The organism is Bhargavaea beijingensis, assembly GCF_900101985.1.
Taxonomy (GTDB): Bacteria; Bacillota; Bacilli; order Bacillales_A; family Planococcaceae; genus Bhargavaea; species Bhargavaea beijingensis.
In genome coordinates this window covers 136913-152907 of sequence record NZ_FNAR01000005.1, presented here as the reverse complement: position 1 = coordinate 152907, position 15995 = coordinate 136913, and the positions used below count along the sequence as shown (strand labels likewise).

The window sequence follows — 15995 nt, the reverse complement described above, 5'->3', positions numbered from 1 at the left end:
TCACTTCCCTTTCTTCAGGTTCTGGAGCATCGAGATCGGGAGTGCTTCCGTATGCAGCTCGCCGCCGAGGCGGTGGCCCCAGGCGAAGCGCCCCTTGAGATAGTCAACCCGGAAGAAGTTCCCTTCATCACCAAGTATCCGGTACACTTCCCCCGGCTCAATCTCTTTCGGGTCCATCATGTAAGCCTGCGCCATCAGCGCCTTCCGCTCATATACCGCAAATTCATTGACGATGCCGAGCTGCTCCGCTTTTCGTGCCTTTTCCTTCAGGCGGGCGATTTCCTGCCTGAGTTCGTGCTCGGTCATCTCGCTATAGTTTTTCTCATTCATCTTCCAACTTTTCCTCCTTCGCCTCGATGAACCGGCTGATCCGCTCCGGCGGGATCCCTTTCTGGTACATCGCCTGCTGCACCCGGCGCCGGAGTTCGTTGCCGCTGTGCTTTCTGCTGTATGTGCGCCAGGCCTTTTCGCCCGTCTTTTCCGTCAGCTCGTCCCATTCATCCTCTTCGGGCTCAAGTTCAGATTGGACCCGCTCGATGGCTGTGCTGATCACGTCGTAGGAATAGCCTTTGCGCATAAGCGAGTCCTGGATTTTCTGGCGGATCTGCTGCGGCGTCCTCCCGGAAGAACGTGCGGCGACTTTCCTTGCCAGTTCCTCCGCAAGCTCCAGCTGCTCATCTTCGGGAAAAGCCTCGAGGGCCTCTTCCTGGAGTTCCTTGCTGATCCCTTTTCTGGCCAGTTCCTGTTTGATCGCACCGGGTCCTTTTTTGGCTGTCCGCTTGCGTGTCTCGAGGAGCGCCTTGGAAAATGAGTCGTCATCCAGGAATTTCTGCTCCTTCAGTTTGCTGATCGCCTCAAGCGCGACGGCCTCGCCGAATCCTGCCGCCATCAGCTTCTCCTTGACCTCAAGTTCACTGCGCATGCGGAATCCAAGAAAATGGAGCGCCTTATTGTAAGCTTTTCGGATTTCATCGCCAAAGATAATCTCATCGATTTCCCAGTCGTCGAGCACTTTCCCTTTCATCAGTCCGAACTGGATCAGCACCTGTTCATCGGCGCTGAATGAGTATTTTCCATCAAGAAAAATATTATATCGTTCGGCATTGTTTTTCTGCGTTGATATCTTGGTGATTTCGGGCATTGCCGCACCCCCAATCTTCCTATCCATTATACCTGTTCGGACAGATTCCTTCATGCATGTTCCACTTTGCGGTCCCCGTCGGTCCGGAACACAAAAAACGCTGATCCCCTGAGGGGACCAGCACTCCTGTAAAAACTCCCGCCCGGGGAGCTGAATGTCCAGTCCCCCGCAGGATTAAACTCCTACCAATTCCGGTTCCTGCTGCCTGATTTCCGATGGCCGACTTGCCCCAAGCAGATCACATGGGCGCCCCATCGCATCTATCCGGCCGTCTTTCAACTTAATGATCCAGTCCGCCAAAGCAAAGGCATCATTCTCATCATGGGTAACGAAAATGGACGTGATATTGGCTTTTTTGAGAATATCCCGCAGCTCTTTCCGGATTTTCACTTGCAGCTCCGCGTCCAGATTGCTGAATGGCTCATCCAGCAGGATCAGATGGGGATTCGGGGCAATGGCCCTCGCGATTGCAACGCGTTGTTGTTGTCCCCCGCTGAGCTGATGAGGATAGCGATTTCCATAATCCTCGAGCTCCACCAGCTCCAGGACTTCTTGAATGCGTTTTTTCTTTTCTTCCTTCTTCAAGTGGGATAAGCCGAATTTTATATTATCCTGCACTGTCATATGGGGAAACAGTGCATAGTCTTGGAATACCATGCCGATCCCGCGTTTCTCGGGAGCCAAAAATACCTTGTCATCAAAAACCACGTTTTCCTGGATGCACAGAGAGCCTTTCGACGGTTTTTCAAGTCCGGCAAGCAGCCGCAGGATGGTGCTTTTTCCGCTGCCGCTTTTGCCCAAGATGGAGACGACTTCCCCTTTTCCTATCGTCAGTGAAAAATGATCGACAGCCGCCCGATTCGTATCTGGATAGGAGAAACAAAGATCTTGAATGGAGATATACATATCATTCCGGCTCCTTTTCGAGAAACTTATAAAAAACAACAATGGCAAGAGCGCTAATTCCTACTATGACTAAAGAAGCCTGTGAGGCTTCCATGATCTTCTCGTCACTTGCATATTGGAATGCTTTTGTCGAAAGCGTGTCGAAATTAAACGGCCGCAAAATAAGAGTCAGCGGAATCTCTTTTAAAACATCGATGAAAACTAAAATAAACCCGCTTACAATTGCACCCTTTAACATGGGGACATCAATTCTGAAGAAAGTCTTGGTAAGGCCGACACCCAGCAGTCTTGAAGCATCTCTGAAATCCGTTCCTATTTTGTCGTACCCGGACTCGATCGAATTATAGCCAATCGCAAAGAACCTGATAATGTAAGCTGATATCAGCATTGCCAAGCTTACGCTAAGCACAAGCGTATGGTCAACGCCCAACAACCGATACAGCGGAGCCAAAAAACCATCCAGTCCAATAAAGGCAGTCACGACAGCCACCGCAATTACGGCTCCCGGTATCGAATACCCGAGAATGGTGAGTTTGGGCAGCAATTTCGCGGCTTTGCCATGAACCAGGCGGCTGAAGTTGCCTACGATCAAAGCGAAGATGATGATCACTGTTGCACTGATTCCGGCTACAGTTACCGAATTCTTGACGTATATCAGAAATTCTTCAGTCGGAATCGTCCCGAAGGTCAGAATCGTCCAGTCGATCAACTGGACAACAGGAATCAGGAATCCAAGAGAAAGAATAAGCAGCCCGTAACCTGTAGCCATGAACGCTTTCCAACCCTTTAACCGGATGAGCGGCAAAGGCCGTACTTTGGTGGTCGAATAATTGTATTGCCGCCTGCCGCGCAATAATTTCTCGGCCATGAGGATGAAGATGACAAAGCCCATGAGTGAAGCGGCCAGCTTAATCGAGGTTTCAATATCCCCCAATCCGAACCAGGACTGAAAGATTCCGGTCGTGAATGTCTGGATGCCATAATACTTCACGACACCATAATCATTCAGCACTTCAAGCACAACCAGGCTTGAACCGCCGATGATTGCCACCCGGGAAATCGGGATGACGACTTGGAAAAAAATGTTCACCGGACCTTTGCCAAGCATGCGGGCACTCTCAATCAAAGAAGCGGATTGTTGGGATAAGAAAATCCGGGTGATCGAATACACATAAGGATACAGAAATAGTGTATAAATAAAAACCGCACCAGGAATGTTCATGATGTCGAAGTACGCGGGATTCAGGTCTTTGCCGAATCCATCCCTAAGGGTTGTCTGGATGACACCGGTGTAGTTGAAAATGCCATGATACGTATAGGCACCTATGAAGGGAGGGATGGATAAAGGAAGGACGAGAGCCCATTTCAAGAAATTCCTTAACGGAAATTGATATTGGGCAATCAGCCAGGCCAAGCTCAGACCGATTGCGATGGTCAGGAAACCGGTGGCACCGATGAGAATCAACGACGTTTTGATAAACGATCCCAAGACAAATTCTTTCATATGGGCCCAATTGTCATTGGATGGTGAAAAAATGCCGGACACAATCGTCAAGTTCGGCAAAAACAATAGAGCCATGATGATGACTGCAGATACTGTCCAGGCGTTTACATTAGACAGTTTTCTTTGCACGGTCCAACACCCCAGTTCCTCAACAAGAAATCCCTTGTTACGTTTTACTCGTAACAAGGGGCAATGATTACTTCCAGCCGACTTCGTTAAAAATCAGAATCGCTTTTGCATTATTGTCGCCCAAAACGGACAAAGGAATATCCTGCTCTTTGAACTCACCCCAGGATTTAAGTAATTCAGTTGGTTCAACAGAATCATTTACCGGATACTCATAGTTCGCTTCCGCGAATTGACCTTGAGCTTCAGGAGAAGACAAGAATTCCAGCAATTGAATAGCATTGTCCTTATTTTTCGCTGATTTTACGACACCTGCGCCGCTAACGTTGACATGTGTCCCGGTTGTCTCCTGGTTCGGGAAGAAGATGCCGAGGCTCTCCGCCACTTTAACTTCTTCCGGATCTTCAGAGTTCAGCATCTGGCCCAGATAGTAGGTGTTCATGATGGCAACATCGCCAATACCCGCTGCGATGGCCTTTGCCTGGTCCCGATCGCCGCCTTCCGGGTCCCGTGCAAAGTTGTCTACTAACCCGGCTGCCCAATCTTTGGCTTTTTCTTCACCATTGGTCTCAATGAAAGACGCCAGCAACGATTGATTATAAATGTTTTCCGAGCTTCGTATTAAAACCCGGCCTTTCCATTTGTCATCCGTCAATGCTTCATATGTGGACAACTCTTCGGGTTTGACTGTTTCTTTGTTGTAGACAATGACACGCGCACGCTTTGTTAAACCGTACCACATTTGATCATCATCTTGGAAGTTTTCCGGGACCTGCTCGTCCAACAGATCACTTGTTACAGATTGAAGTAATCCCTCATCTTTTGCGCGGAACAATCTGCCTGCATCTGCCGTCAGGAACACGTCAGCTTGGGAAGCATCGCCCTCACGTTTGATGCGCTCAAGCAACTCGTCAGCTTCGCCTTTGATCACGTTTACTTTAATGCCGGTGTTTTCTTCGAATTTCTTGTAAAGCTGGTCGTCCACATCATAATGACGGGCTGTGTATAGGTTTACTTCTTTACTTTCTTCGGCTTCCTTCGCCTGATTGTTTGGCTCGTCTTTAGTAGCGGTTTCATTCCCGCAGGCAGACAATACTGCCAAGGCGATTGTTAAAACCAATAACAGTGCTTTCTTCACGAAATTCTCTCCCTTGCATTTTTAATTGATAACGAATCTCATTTTCAATTATATGGACGGACCTGAGTGAAGTCAACAATTATTTAGAATCCATCCGGCCGGCTGGCCTGCAGCTTTTTTCAGCGCATCAATGCGGGTATACTGGTTGAAAATGGAGGGATGCTGACATGAGAGTGGCTATCGCCGGAGGAACGGGATTTCTCGGTTCCGTCCTCACAAGACTACTGGAAGAAAACGGACATGAGGCCATCATCCTGACGAGGCGGCCGATGACTTCCGGTGAGTTCCCGACGGTCGGTTACCTCACCGAAGGGGCCAGCCCCGAACAGGAACTCGGGAAAGTCGATGCATTCGTCAACCTGGCCGGCACTTCGATCAATGCCGGCAGATGGACAAAGCGCAGAAAACAGGACATCCTATCAAGCCGGATTGCGGCCACGGATGAAGTCGTCAGGATCATCAGCAAGATGGAAAAGAAACCGGAGGTACTCGTGAATGCAAGCGCCATCGGCCTTTATCCGACGTCCCCAACCGCCATCTACAATGAAGAGGGGCCATCCGGCAACGATTTTCTTGCCGATGTCGTGAAAACATGGGAGCACCATGCGGCAAAAGCCGGTAAAGACGGGATCCGGACCGTGTTCATGCGATTTGGTGTCATTCTCGGCAAAGAAGACGGCGCCCTTCCGCTCATCGCCTTGCCGTACCGGCTATACGCCGGCGGAACGGTCGGTTCCGGCCGCCAGTGGGTCAGCTGGATCCATGTGCTGGACGCCGCTCGCGCCATCCTATTTGCGATTGAAGACCAATCCCTCGCAGGACCCGTCAACGTTGTCGCACCGAATCCGCTCCGCATGAAAGAGTTCGGCAAGACGGTCGGCCGAGTGCTCGGCAGGCCGCATATTTTGCCGGTCCCCGCATTTGCGCTGAAAGCGATTCTCGGCGAGAAAAGCAAGCTAGTCCTGGAGGGCCAGCGGGTCGCTCCTTCAAAACTCGGCAGCCAAGGGTTCCGTTTTCTGTTTCCCGAGGCGGACGAGGCACTCGCGGATCTTTTAATAAGCGAATAATCCGCGGCCCGATGCGCAACCTAACGAAAAATGAAAGGTTGCGTTTTTATGTTCAGAAACCATCTTGCCGGACTCGGGCTGGCGGCGGTGCTGATCGCCGCGGGGCTGGTGATGAGCCCGTTCACGGCGGAGGCGGGCGAGTTTCACTGGGGCTTTAAAAAAGCGACAGACGGAGTCCCTCCTGATGCGGGTGCAGAGATGAATACCCTCCTTGAGAATAATGGTGCCCTCTACAAAGGTTCGCCCGACAAAAAGATCGTCTACCTGACGTTCGACAATGGTTACGAAGCCGGATACACCGAATCGATTCTCGATACATTAAAGAAAGAGGATATCTCCGCGACCTTCTTCTTGACAGGGCACTATCTGGAAAGTGCCGGTGATCTCGTCAATCGGATGGTCAAGGACGGACACACGATCGGTAACCACTCATACGGACATCCGAATATGGCTCAAATGTCCCCGGCTGAGATGGAAGCGGAGTGGAAAAAGTTTGATGACCGCCTGCGGGAAGTCGCCGGCGTCAAACGAACACATTATGCACGGCCTCCTGAAGGGATTTTCAACGAGCAGGTGCTCAAGACCGGCAACAAGCTCGGCTATCGCCACATCTTCTGGTCGGTGGCCTTTGTCGACTGGCACAGGGACCGGAAACTTGGCGGACAGTATGCTTATAATGAGCTGATCAAGCAACTTCATCCCGGCGCTGTCATCCTGATGCACACCGTCTCCCCTGACAACTCGGATGGGTTGCCGGACTTTATCCGCGATGCCAAAAAGCAGGGTTACACATTCGGCACGCTGGATGAACTGGTCGAAGAAGCCTTTCTGCCGGAACTGTAAGACGACGGAAAAACGGCAAGGACGTATGTGTCCTTGCCGTTTCTGATGGAGTTATTTTATGAAAGCCCTTCCCTCGGTTTCGTCTTCCCGAACAGGAAGATGGCGAAAAGCACGGCAACGAAAAGTGAAATGAATGTCAGGTAGTCCGTTCCGGATTCGACGATGACGCCGCCAAGTATCGGACCTGTCAGGCTCCCGATGCTGAAGAAGATTCCGCATAAGAGGTTGCCCATCGGAAGGAGCGGCTTCGGTGTGAGATCGGTCATGTACGCAATGCCGAGGGTGAACGTAGAGCCGATGAGCATGCCTGCCGTCATGACGGCAGCCAGCACGCCCCATTCACTGCTACCTGCAAGGCCGCCCCCGAAAAACGCGACCGTTCCGCCGATCAGCGCAAGAAGCAGCACATTGCGCCGGCCGATCCGGTCACTCAGCATGCCGAGCGGGATCTGGGACAGGATCGCCCCGACCGAGAAGGATGCGAGGATGATCGAGACCATACCGACAGCAGTATCCGTCCGAAGGGCATACACCGGGTAGATCGCGTTCAGCGATGACTCCAGGAAACCGTAGCCGAATGGGGGGATGAACGCGACCCACGCATACTTCATCGTCTCAAGCGCCCGTTTGTGGAACGCCATCACGGCTTCCTTTTCCTGAACCGTTTCCGGACGGTCATTGTCGAGGAAAAAGACGAGCGACCAGGCCGCCATGCAAAGCACACCGGACACGATGAATGGCAGGCCTTCGAAAATACCGATCAGCGGCACGAAAAGCGGGCCGACTGCAAACCCCGCGCTGAACATCAGCCCGTAGACGGCGATGTTGCGTCCGAGCCTTGCCTGGGGAGAAGTGCTCGTGATCCACGTCTGGGTGGCGAAATGGAGGGCATTGTCCCCCATGCCGATCACAAGCCGGAGGACAAACCAGAAGGTCACGCTTTTATAAAGGGGAAACAGGAAAAGCGCAAGGAACACGGCAAGCCCGCCCGCGATAATAACCGGCTTGTAGCCGAACCGCCGGAGCGGAGCTTCCATAAACGGGGAGATCAGCAATGTCCCGATGTAGAGGCCCGTTGCATTGAGGCCGTTGAGCGTGGAGGAAACGCCGTCCTGCTCGAAAATGACGGAAATCAGCGGCAGGAGCATGCCCTGCGAGAATCCGGATATGGATACGATGATGACGAGACTCCAGAATCTCGCCCTTTCCGATCTTTCTGCAGCCAATGGCAAACCTCCCGCGCCAGCATTCCATTCGAATCCGGCAGTTAAATCCTGTACAATTCTATCATAACGAGGAGGGATACCGATGAAGTTTTCCATGACTGAACACGGCTTTGAAACCGCTACCCAATACGGCACGCTGTCCATTTCATCCAATGACGAACACGGCTTCCGCCCCTACCAGCTGCTCGTCTCGGCGGTGGCGGTCTGCAGCGGCGGCGTCATGAAGAAAGTGCTCCAAAAAATGCGCATGCCTGCTGAAGACATCCAGATCGACGTGAAGGAAGTACATCGCAACCCCGACGTCGCAGACCGTGTCGAGCGCATCCATCTTCACTTCACGATCAAGGGAGCCGGGATCGATGAAGCCAAGATGCCCCGCATTATGGAGCTCACTGCAAAAAACTGCTCAATGGTCCAGTCCGTCAAAGACTCCATCGACATCCGGGAAACTTACGAAGTCATCCGCTGAAATCCCATGAATGCACACTAAGAAAGCCCAGTCCCTCCGGCGTTCCGGACGGCTGGGCTTCAGCTTCTATTGCACCTATTTAAATTGTCCATTTTTATCGTATCCAAGGGATGCGTGCTCCCGTGAAATGTCCGAATCCCCTCCTTCGCTTTCGTTCAGGATTTCAATTCCGACTTTTTCACCTTGGCCTCCCCTCTGCGTTTAAGTTAAGTTCATGTTATCACGTTATTAAACTTTTGTAAATATTCAATCTTGATTTTTTCCTTTTTTTTTGCGGGCATCCCCATTGAATCAGCGGGTAAAGGAAAGCGACACGCACATGTCCCCCGGGCATTGATTCCCGGAAGGATTCCATTTAAAATCAACAATAGGAATTGAGGTGTACTGATGAAACCGCATGAACACAAACAACAGGTGGACCTGCTCAAGGAGCGGCTCAATGATTTTCTTGAGACGCTTGATCATCTGGAGCCGGAAACGGCCGACTTGGAGGAAATCGACCGGCTGATCCTGATGATTGACGAGATTGATGCCAAAGTGGCACAGCTCAGGAACAGCGAAAACTGAACCCGGGCAAAAAACGTGCCGTCCCCATAATATGGTGGTAAAGTAAAGATATCAAATTCAGCATTGGCACGAGGCATAGAGTGAAAGCTGGTTTCCCGACCCGGGAAGCCGGCTTTTGTGCTATATGCGGAACTCTGATAACTACTCTCATTCTCAATACTAGGGGGGAATTGCATTGACCGTTGCCGATGGGCTTGCCGTCCAAGGAAAGCCGGAACGTTTTGCATGGCTGAATGGTGAGATGATTGCCGCCCTGGGGGCTGGTGCCCTGATTGTCACCGCTTATCTTGTTGGATCAGCCGGTTTTGGAAATGCGTCCGCCATCATTTACCTTCTCGCTTTTGTAATCGGCGGCTACGCCAAAGCGAAAGAAGGAATCACCGAAACGATCCGCAACAAAACGCTGAACGTGGAGATCCTGATGATCCTTGCCGCAATCGGGTCCGCCGCAATCGGCTATTGGACGGAGGGCGCCATTCTCATCTTCATCTTTGCTGTGAGCGGCGCACTTGAAACGTACTCGATGGAGAAGAGCCGGAAAGAGATTTCCGCCCTGCTCAACCTGAAGCCGGAGGAAGCCTGGCGGCTCAAAGAAGACGGATCGACCGAACGCGTCGCAGTCGCTGACATCCGGATCGGTGACTCAGTACTCGTCCGGCCCGGAGAACGCATTCCGGTCGATGGACAGATTTTGAGCGGCATCAGCTCCATAGACGAATCCGCCATCAGCGGGGAATCTTTGCCTCTTGAAAAAGGCCGGGACCAGGAAGTGTTTGCCGGAACCGTCAATCTTAGCGGTGCGCTGACTGTCCGGGTCAACAAACACAGCTCGGATACGCTTTTCCAGAAAATCATCGATCTGGTGGAAGAGGCACAAAGCCAGCGCTCCCCTTCCCAGCAGTTTATCGAGCGGTTCGAAAGCACCTACGTCTATGTGGTGCTTGGCATCGTCGTGCTGATGCTGTTCCTGCCCCATTACTTATTCGGCTGGGACTGGACGACGACAATCTACAGGGCGATGGTGCTTCTCGTTGTCGCGTCGCCCTGTGCATTGGTCGCTTCGATCATGCCCGCCACTTTGTCTGCGATTTCCAATGGGGCGCGCCATGGGGTTTTGTTTAAGGGCGGAAGTCATCTGGAAAGCTTGTCTTCCATCAAAGCCATTGCGTTTGATAAGACCGGCACCCTGACGGAAGGCCGTCCCGCTGTGACCGATCTGATCGTCAGAGACGGCCTGGACCGCAAGGAAACGCTCTCCTTGCTCGGCACGATTGAATCGCTCTCTTCCCATCCGCTCGCTGTGGCCATACAGGGGTTTGCGGAACAGGAAGGGGCCGGACTGCTGAAGGGGGTTGAAATCCGCGACGTGCCCGGTTCGGGTCTTGAAGCGGATTGGGAAGGGAACACCTACCGTGTCGGCAAGCCCGGATTCGTAGGCAAGGCCGAAGCCGCCGCATTTGCCGATGGTGCGCTGGAACGGCTCGGCAATGAAGGAAAAACAGTCGTCTTCCTGCGTGATGAAGACGGGATTCTGGCCCTGGCCGCACTAAAAGACACGCTGCGCCCGGAAGCTGCCGCAGCCCTGCGATCCCTGCATGCGCTCGGTATCCGCACGGTGATGCTGACAGGAGACAACGAACAGACTGCACAAGCGATTGCCAGAGAAGCAGGAATCGACGAATACACTGCGGAATGCCTGCCGGAAACGAAAGTTTCCAGGTTAAAAGAGCTCGAGAAGGAATACGGACCGGTCGCAATGATCGGCGACGGAATCAATGACGCCCCGGCCCTTGCCACCGCATCAGTCGGAATCGCGATGGGCGACGGCACGGGAGTGGCGCTGGAGACGGCGGACGTGGTCCTCATGAAAAACGATCTGAGGCGTCTGCCCTATGCACGCAGCCTATCCGCCAAGATGAACCGGATCGTCAAACAAAACGTGATTTTTTCGATTTCCGTAATCCTCATCCTCGTGCTGACCAATTTCCTTCAGGTGATTGACTTGCCTCTCGGTGTCCTGGGCCATGAAGGCAGCACCATCCTGGTGATCCTGAACGGTCTCCGGCTGCTGAAAAATGAAAACTGAACAAAAACAAGTCATTTGAAAAGCGGCGTTGCCGGGGTCATGCCCCGACAGCGCCGCTTTTGGCTTTCGCTTCCTTTTCTTCCCGTCTTTCCTGCATGACGGCGTTTACCTGCCCGCCGAGAATCAGAATGATGGCCGAGAAATACATCCAGATCATCAACACAATGATTCCTCCGATACTGCCATACGTGTTCGAGTAGTTCGCAAAGTTCCCGACATAGAACGAGAATGCCAAGGAGGCAAGAATCCACCCGACTGTCGCGAACACCGCCCCCGGAATCGCGTCTTTGATTTTCATCTTCACCGCCGGAATGAGCCAGTAGACCAGAGTGAATACGACAAAGATCAGAAGCGGCGGAATCGTCCAGCGGATGCTGTTCCAGACCGTCAGGAATTCTTCATCCAGACCCATATAAGAAAAGAGAGTCTTGCCGATCTGCTCGCCGAAAACCGGGAGCACAAGGGCCACCGCTACCACACCGATCAGCATGAGGGTAAACACAATCGACAAGACCCTTTTCATGATGAATGAGCGCTTCTCGTGTGAGAAATACGACTGGTTAAGCGCCCGGGTCAGGGCATTCATACCGTTGGAAGCCGACCAGACGGTACCGATGATACCGAGTGACAGCAGGCCGCCGCTCCGGTTGTTCAGCACCTCGCCAATTGTATTCTCAATGATGCTATACACATTCGTCGGGGCATACTCTTTTATAAAGTCGAACAATGCCGACTGGTCGATGTTCAGGTACGGCAATAGCGTCAGCAGGAAAATGAGGAGCGGAAACAGGGAAAGAAGAAAGAAGTAAGCAAGCTGTGAGCCCAAACCGACGACATCCACAAGCTTGATCCGCGTGATGAGTTCTTTGAAGAAGCCCTGGCGTGTCGTCACGTCGAAGCGCTCAAGATCGCCTTCTTTCACGTCCTCTACAAATCCCATCACTCTGTCTTTTAGGCTGTCGTCCCCGTTGCCCGGTTTTTCCGCATTCGTACTCAACTTCTTGCCATCCGTCATCTGTTGTCCGCCCCCTTCCCGTCCTTTAGTTTTTCATGTTATCCCGTGCTTCTCCGGCCACTTGGCCTTCGCGATAAGCCTCATCGGGTACGAATGCGCCTTTTGAATCGCCTCCGCCCATCGAGCCGCCATCGACCTGACCATCGGCATATGCCTCTTCCGGTACGAATGGCTGATCCGTGCCCGGATGGCCGCCTTTGATCGCTTCCGACGCCATCTGCTTGTAGTCGTCTTTCGCTTCCATGACCGCATCCTTCGAGTCGACGAATGCCGTCTTCGTTTCCTCCACCAGTGTCTTGACGGTTGGTGTGAGTTCCTTCAGTTCAGACGCCTTCGATTGAAGGTAGCGCTTGTCCGAATCAAACTGCTCGTAGAGAGCCTTCAGCTTGTCGGACTTGTCCTGGATCTTCCATCGCAGAACGTCCGGGTTCTTCATGTAATACTTTGCATCCTCGCTGAGGCCCTTGGCGCGCCGCGACATTTCCGAGCGGGTCGTTTTATCAAACATGCTGACGACCGCTCCGGTAAGCGCACCGATTAAGACCATTTTGCCAAACTTGCTTCCTGCCATCAAAAATCCCTCCATTACTTTGATTGGACTATTTGCATACTCCATTATACCCTCAGCCCTACAGGCACAAACAAGGAGTCCGGATGCTCATTTTTAAAATTGGGTCTTGACGGGAGGGTGAAACTTTCGGAATATTAGTTCTAAGGTGATATAGAACAGTAGGTGATATTGAGGACACAAAGACTGAGTGAACATCGGGGAAACACCATCTAAGGAAAAAGGGGGAATTAAAATTGGAAGCTGTAGAGAACTTTTTAGGCACCCTCAGTGGTCTTGTCTGGGGCCCATGGCTGCTCGTCCTGCTTGTAGGTACCGGTGTTTTCCTCACCTTCAGGCTCGCATTTATTCAAGTACGGTTACTGCCCTATTCTCTGAAACAGGTATTTTCCCGCAAGCATGATAAAAAAGCTGAAGGTGATATATCACAATTCCAGGCACTGATGACCGCCATGGCTGCGACCGTCGGGGTCGGCAACATCGTCGGTGTGGCAACCGCCGTTGTCCTCGGCGGACCGGGGGCGGTCTTCTGGATGTGGCTCGCCGGATTTTTCGGCATGGCCACCAAGTATGGTGAAGCCATCCTGGCCGTCAAATACCGGACCAAAGATGCCAACGGCCAGATGGCCGGCGGGCCGATGTATTATCTGGAACATGGCCTGAAGGCCCGCTGGCTTGGAGTCAGCTTTGCCTTGTTCGGCACTCTTGCCGCATTCGGCATCGGGAATGGAACCCAGTCCAAGGCAGTTGCCGACGCCATGAACATGAACTTCAATACACCTTATTGGGTTACGGGTCTCGTTCTGATGATTGTTGCGGCTCTCGTCATCATCGGAGGAATCAAGTCGATCGGCCGTGTCGCTGCTTTCTTCGTTCCGATCATGGCCCTCTTCTACTTTATCGCAGGTGCCATTGTCATGATCACGAATTTCGAACTTGTTCCTGCTGCCTTTGCAACCATCTTCTCGCATGCATTCGGCGCTTCGTCCATTGCGGGCGGTGCGGTCGGTGCGGCCATCCGTTTCGGGATTGCACGCGGTCTCTTCTCCAACGAAGCCGGCCTCGGCTCGGCACCTATCGCGGCTGCGGCAGCCCGTACTGACATGCCCGGCCGCCAGGCGCTCATTTCGATGACACAGGTGTTATTCGATACCCTGATCATCTGCTCGATTACAGGCGTCACCATTGTCATGTCCGGTGCGTGGCAAGAAGAAGGAGCCGAAGCGGGCACGCTCACCGCGATGGCGTTCGGCACCTTCTTCGGAGACGCAGGCCAATATATTGTCGGGCTCGGCATCGTGTTCTTCGCCGCCTCCACCATCTTCGGTTGGGCTTATTACGGAGAAAAGTGCTTCCAGTACCTTTTTCCGAACCCGAAACTTCTCAAGTTCTACCGTTTGGTATTCGTCGTTGTCGTCTACTTCGGTGCCACTGCCACGCTTGATGTGGTCTGGCTCTTCTCCGATGTCATGAACGGCCTCATGGCCATCCCGAACCTGATCGGCCTCCTCGGCCTGTCCGGTGTCATCGTGGCCGAGACGAAGCGCTTCCAGAACAAGATCAAGGAAGAAAAAGCTGCGGAATCGGCAGCCGTCCCTGCAGTCAACACTTCCAACGATTGATGTTAGTGCCCAAACAGCCCCGGATCCATCCTTCCGGCGGCTGTTTGACTTTGCATTCTATTAGTGTGAGAATGATGGCAATCCGATGAAAGGCAGGAACACCCACTATGGACCTTACCCATCCCTCCGCGGAAAACGTAGAGCATATGATCAGCGCCATCAAGGATAAACTCCGCATGGTCAATGTCGATGCAATGAAGTCCGAGCACTTCAACACATCCGATTACGAGGATCTGCGCGATATTTACGACATGGTCATGAAGCGCAGCAATTTTAGCCCGAGCGAAATGCAGGCAATCGCAGCCGAACTCGGCAGCCTTCGCAAATAAGCTGCTTTATCCCCCGTTCTGCTTTGGCAGCCGGGGGATTTTCCGTTGCCGGCCATGCCTCGCTATTGGTAGACTATTGTTAGAACAGAAAGGGGATTTGGACAATGGGGACTTTTGAAGAAAGTGTCTCAAAGTACGCGGAATTGGCAGTGAAAGTCGGCGTCAATATCCAGCCGGGACAGCCTCTTTATATCGGCGCTTCGACTGAGTCAGCGGAATTCGTACGGCTTGTGACGAAAAAGGCGTATGAGGCCGGTGCGCGGCATGTCTTCGTTGACTGGCAGGACGATGAAATTTCCCGTCTCCGCTACGAAATGGCACCGGAAGATTCCTTCAGTGACTTCCCGGGATGGATTCCGAAGATGCGTGAAGAACTGGTCGGTATGAATGCCGCATTTATGAATATCGTGTCGCAAAGCCCCGACTTGCTGAAAGGGATCGATCCGATGCGGATTGCAAACTTCCAGAAAGCGGCCGGCCGGGCTCTGGAATCTTACCGGCAGGCCATCCAGTCCGACAAGGTAAGCTGGACGGTCATCGCGGCACCGTCAAAGGCATGGGCCGCAAAGGTGTTTTCCGACCTTCCTGAAGAGGATCAGGTCCCTGCCCTATGGGATGCCATCTTCAAGGCTGTCCGTGCAGACGTTGAAGACCCGGTGGCCGCATGGAAAAAGCACGATGAGACACTCCACGAAAAAGCAGACCACCTGAACAAGAAAAAATACGCGAAGCTTCACTACACGGCTCCGGGAACCGATTTGACCATCGGCCTGCCGGCTGGCCATATCTGGGCCGGCGCCGGCAGCGTCAACGCCCAGGGGGCAACGTTCATGGCCAACATGCCGACGGAGGAAGTGTTCACCGTTCCCCATAAGGACCGGATTGACGGCTATGTCTCAAGCACGAAACCGCTCAGTTATGGCGGAAACATCATCGACCATTTCAAGATCACGTTCAAGGACGGACGAATCACGGAAGTTGAAGCGGAACAGGGCGAAGACGTCCTGAACCATCTCATCGAGACCGATGAAGGGGCCAGGTCCCTGGGCGAAGTGGCGCTCGTCCCCCACTCTTCCCCAATTTCGACGTCCGGCCTGCTTTTCTATAATACGCTGTTTGACGAAAACGCCTCGAACCACCTTGCGATCGGAAGCGCCTATGCGTTCTGTATCGAAGGCGGAAAGGAAATGGACAGCGAAGAGTTGCAGAGGCACGGACTTAACCAAAGCATCACTCATGTCGATTTCATGATCGGCTCCGACAAAATGGACATCGACGGCATCCTTGAAGACGGTACGGCAGAACCTATTCTCCGTGGCGGCGAGTGGGCGTTCTGACTCCGGTTTTCAACCTGCTGCTTTCGACACGCCGGACGCAGCAGGTTCATA

The 15995-nt window shown here is 52.8% G+C and carries 16 protein-coding genes; 8 read left to right on the top strand and 8 right to left on the bottom strand.

Annotated elements, in window-relative coordinates; translation table 11 throughout:
- From BLT01_RS06025 to BLT01_RS06005, 5 genes are all read right to left on the bottom strand, one after another.
- The gene (locus tag BLT01_RS06025; protein WP_092095761.1) at positions 1–330 is read right to left on the bottom strand and encodes a YfhH family protein; all 330 of its coding nucleotides are present in this window, start codon (positions 328–330) and stop codon (positions 1–3) included.
- Positions 323–1141 carry a recombination regulator RecX gene (gene recX, locus BLT01_RS06020; protein WP_092095758.1) on the bottom strand — a complete coding sequence of 273 codons (819 nt, stop codon included), beginning with the start codon at positions 1139–1141 and terminating at the stop codon, positions 323–325. The genes BLT01_RS06025 and recX overlap by 8 nt, the downstream gene beginning before the upstream one ends.
- 174 nt (positions 1142–1315) lie before the next feature.
- Positions 1316–2047 (bottom strand): ABC transporter ATP-binding protein, encoded by a 732-nt coding sequence (locus BLT01_RS06015; RefSeq protein ID WP_092095755.1) that lies wholly within the window; start codon positions 2045–2047, stop codon positions 1316–1318.
- A 1-nt stretch (position 2048) separates the two neighbouring features.
- The gene (locus tag BLT01_RS06010) at positions 2049–3680 is read right to left on the bottom strand and encodes an ABC transporter permease (RefSeq protein WP_092095752.1); all 1632 of its coding nucleotides are present in this window, start codon (positions 3678–3680) and stop codon (positions 2049–2051) included.
- Between the two features lie 67 nt (positions 3681–3747).
- Positions 3748–4815: an extracellular solute-binding protein gene (locus BLT01_RS06005; RefSeq protein ID WP_092095749.1), complete on the bottom strand. Its 1068-nt coding sequence runs from the start codon at positions 4813–4815 to the stop codon at positions 3748–3750.
- Between the two features lie 167 nt (positions 4816–4982).
- Here BLT01_RS06005 and BLT01_RS06000 point away from each other — a divergent pair, with 167 nt between their 5' ends.
- Together BLT01_RS06000 and BLT01_RS05995 are read left to right on the top strand one after the other, a co-directional pair.
- Complete coding sequence (locus BLT01_RS06000) at positions 4983–5882, top strand: TIGR01777 family oxidoreductase (RefSeq protein ID WP_092095746.1); 900 nt, start codon at positions 4983–4985, stop codon at positions 5880–5882.
- Positions 5883–5930: 48 nt separating this feature from the next.
- A complete protein-coding gene (locus BLT01_RS05995) occupies positions 5931–6725 on the top strand; it encodes a polysaccharide deacetylase family protein (protein ID WP_092095743.1) in 795 nt (264 codons plus the stop codon).
- A gap of 56 nt (positions 6726–6781) precedes the next feature.
- On the opposite strand, the gene BLT01_RS05990 is transcribed toward BLT01_RS05995, so the two are convergent.
- Entirely contained in the window at positions 6782–7951 is a 1170-nt protein-coding gene (locus BLT01_RS05990; protein ID WP_092095740.1) for an MFS transporter, read from the bottom strand.
- An 82-nt stretch (positions 7952–8033) separates the two neighbouring features.
- Between BLT01_RS05990 and BLT01_RS05985 the strand changes: the two genes are divergently transcribed.
- The 3 genes from BLT01_RS05985 (at position 8034) to BLT01_RS05975 (ending at position 11073) form a co-directional block, all read left to right on the top strand.
- The gene (locus BLT01_RS05985) at positions 8034–8420 is read left to right on the top strand and encodes an OsmC family protein (protein WP_092095738.1); all 387 of its coding nucleotides are present in this window, start codon (positions 8034–8036) and stop codon (positions 8418–8420) included.
- Between the two features lie 387 nt (positions 8421–8807).
- Positions 8808–8987, top strand: a complete 180-nt coding sequence (locus BLT01_RS05980) for an SE1561 family protein (protein WP_092095735.1) — start codon at positions 8808–8810, stop codon at positions 8985–8987.
- 241 nt (positions 8988–9228) lie between these two features.
- Positions 9229–11073: a heavy metal translocating P-type ATPase gene (locus BLT01_RS05975; RefSeq protein WP_092095845.1), complete on the top strand. Its 1845-nt coding sequence runs from the start codon at positions 9229–9231 to the stop codon at positions 11071–11073.
- 37 nt (positions 11074–11110) lie between these two features.
- Here the strand turns inward: BLT01_RS05975 and BLT01_RS05970 are convergent, their stop codons facing one another.
- A complete protein-coding gene (locus BLT01_RS05970) occupies positions 11111–12088 on the bottom strand; it encodes a YihY/virulence factor BrkB family protein (protein ID WP_092095733.1) in 978 nt (325 codons plus the stop codon).
- 25 nt (positions 12089–12113) lie between these two features.
- On the bottom strand, positions 12114–12659 hold the full coding sequence (locus tag BLT01_RS05965; protein ID WP_092095730.1) for a hypothetical protein: 546 nt from the start codon (positions 12657–12659) through the stop codon (positions 12114–12116).
- A gap of 233 nt (positions 12660–12892) precedes the next feature.
- Here BLT01_RS05965 and BLT01_RS05960 point away from each other — a divergent pair, with 233 nt between their 5' ends.
- The 3 genes from BLT01_RS05960 to BLT01_RS05950 all read left to right on the top strand — a co-directional run bounded on the left by BLT01_RS05960 (position 12893) and on the right by BLT01_RS05950 (position 15944).
- Entirely contained in the window at positions 12893–14278 is a 1386-nt protein-coding gene (locus tag BLT01_RS05960) for an alanine/glycine:cation symporter family protein (RefSeq protein ID WP_092095728.1), read from the top strand.
- 107 nt (positions 14279–14385) lie between these two features.
- Positions 14386–14607, top strand: a complete 222-nt coding sequence (locus BLT01_RS05955; RefSeq protein WP_092095726.1) for a DUF1128 domain-containing protein — start codon at positions 14386–14388, stop codon at positions 14605–14607.
- Between the two features lie 104 nt (positions 14608–14711).
- Positions 14712–15944, top strand: a complete 1233-nt coding sequence (locus tag BLT01_RS05950; protein ID WP_092095723.1) for an aminopeptidase — start codon at positions 14712–14714, stop codon at positions 15942–15944.
- The last annotated feature ends 51 nt before the right edge of the window (positions 15945–15995 follow it).

Excerpts from the sequence above, each read along its gene's own strand:
- BLT01_RS06025 (WP_092095761.1), bottom strand. The coding sequence starts at position 330 with ATGAATGAGAAAAACTATAGCGAGATGACCGAGCACGAACTCAGGCAG.
- recX (WP_092095758.1), bottom strand. The coding sequence starts at position 1,141 with ATGCCCGAAATCACCAAGATATCAACGCAGAAAAACAATGCCGAACGA.
- BLT01_RS06015 (WP_092095755.1), bottom strand. The coding sequence starts at position 2,047 with ATGTATATCTCCATTCAAGATCTTTGTTTCTCCTATCCAGATACGAAT.
- BLT01_RS06000 (WP_092095746.1), top strand. The coding sequence starts at position 4,983 with ATGAGAGTGGCTATCGCCGGAGGAACGGGATTTCTCGGTTCCGTCCTC.
- BLT01_RS05995 (WP_092095743.1), top strand. The coding sequence starts at position 5,931 with ATGTTCAGAAACCATCTTGCCGGACTCGGGCTGGCGGCGGTGCTGATC.
- BLT01_RS05985 (WP_092095738.1), top strand. The coding sequence starts at position 8,034 with ATGAAGTTTTCCATGACTGAACACGGCTTTGAAACCGCTACCCAATAC.
- BLT01_RS05980 (WP_092095735.1), top strand. The coding sequence starts at position 8,808 with ATGAAACCGCATGAACACAAACAACAGGTGGACCTGCTCAAGGAGCGG.
- BLT01_RS05975 (WP_092095845.1), top strand. The coding sequence starts at position 9,229 with ATGATTGCCGCCCTGGGGGCTGGTGCCCTGATTGTCACCGCTTATCTT.
- BLT01_RS05970 (WP_092095733.1), bottom strand. The coding sequence starts at position 12,088 with ATGACGGATGGCAAGAAGTTGAGTACGAATGCGGAAAAACCGGGCAAC.
- BLT01_RS05965 (WP_092095730.1), bottom strand. The coding sequence starts at position 12,659 with ATGGCAGGAAGCAAGTTTGGCAAAATGGTCTTAATCGGTGCGCTTACC.
- BLT01_RS05955 (WP_092095726.1), top strand. The coding sequence starts at position 14,386 with ATGGACCTTACCCATCCCTCCGCGGAAAACGTAGAGCATATGATCAGC.
- BLT01_RS05950 (WP_092095723.1), top strand. The coding sequence starts at position 14,712 with ATGGGGACTTTTGAAGAAAGTGTCTCAAAGTACGCGGAATTGGCAGTG.